Genomic DNA, 1,491 nt, shown 5'->3' with positions numbered 1-1,491 from the left:
AGGCCGGACGCGGTGAGGCGCACGAGACCGCCGGTGCCGATCAGGATCACCTCGACGACGAACGACGCCCAGGCGAGGACGACGACGCGCTGGTCGACGACACGGGGGAGCGACCACCACCGCGCATCGCGGACGTCCTGGTCGGCGGGGGATGCGACGCGAGTCACGAGCGTGGTGCCTTCCTGTTGTTCCGTGCAGTGAACCTGTAGGATTCGAGGGTTCAGCAGCAGTCAAGTCTAGGCAGGCGCCGGCTCCGAAAGGTCCGAGATCGCCGCTCACGTCCAGGACTGCGTGGAACCATCGACGTTGCGAGGGAGCAACACCGTGGCCGCCTGTCGGCGGTCTGCGGTGGAATGGCGTCCAGACGCCACGGGTTGACACCCAGAACGCTGCCGCGAGAAGGAAACGAGGAGACCATGTCCGACGTGCTCATCGACCGTCCCGAGCTCGAAGGGCTCGGCCAATACGAGTTCGGCTGGTCCGACTCCGACTCGGCCGGCGCCTCCGCGCGCCGCGGCATCTCCGAGGAGGTCGTGACCGACATCTCGAACCTCAAGGGCGAGCCCGAGTGGATGCTCAAGAACCGCCTCAAGGGCCTGCAGCTGTTCGGTCGCAAGCCGATGCCGACGTGGGGTGCCGACCTGACCGGCATCGACTTCGACAACATCAAGTACTTCGTGCGCTCCACCGAGAAGCAGGCGCAGTCGTGGGAGGACCTCCCCGAGGACATCCGCGCCACCTACGAGAAGCTCGGCATCCCCGAGGCCGAGCGCCAGCGCCTCGTCGCCGGCGTCGCCGCGCAGTACGAGTCCGAGGTCGTCTACCACCAGATCCGTGAAGACCTCGAGCAGCAGGGTGTCATCTTCATGGACACCGACACCGCGCTCCGCGAGCACCCCGAGATCTTCGAGGAGTACTTCGGCACCGTGATCCCGGCCGGCGACAACAAGTTCGCCGCGCTGAACACGGCCGTGTGGTCGGGCGGCTCGTTCGTCTACGTCCCGAAGGGCGTGCACGTCGAGATCCCGCTGCAGGCGTACTTCCGCATCAACACCGAGAACATGGGGCAGTTCGAGCGGACGCTGATCATCGCGGACGAGGACTCCTACGTCCACTACATCGAGGGCTGCACGGCGCCGATCTACAAGTCGGACTCCCTGCACTCGGCCGTCGTCGAGATCATCGTGAAGAAGAACGCCCGCGTGCGCTACACGACGATCCAGAACTGGTCGAACAACGTCTACAACCTCGTGACCAAGCGTGCGATCGCGCACGAGGGCGCCACGATGGAGTGGATCGACGGCAACATCGGCTCCAAGGTGACGATGAAGTACCCGTCGATCTACCTCGCGGGTGAGCACGCCAAGGGCGAGACCCTGTCGGTGGCCTTCGCCGGTCCCGGTCAGCACCAGGACGCCGGCGCGAAGATGATCCACAGGGCGCCGTACACGACGTCCTCGATCGTGTCGAAGTCGATCGCACGGCGGCGGC

At 65.8% G+C, this 1,491-nt stretch carries 1 protein-coding gene; it reads left to right on the top strand.

What is annotated here, in order from left to right:
- Nucleotides 1–416 precede the first annotated feature (416 nt).
- A partial coding sequence (sufB, locus tag I5E_RS05040; RefSeq protein WP_022906029.1) for a Fe-S cluster assembly protein SufB occupies nucleotides 417–1,491 on the top strand: 1,075 nt, incomplete at its 3' end.

The organism is Curtobacterium sp. B18, assembly GCF_000333375.1.
GTDB lineage: Bacteria > Actinomycetota > Actinomycetes > Actinomycetales > Microbacteriaceae > Curtobacterium.
The sequence above is the reverse complement of the archived record's forward strand: the minus strand, read 5'-3'. Positions and strand labels throughout refer to the sequence as shown.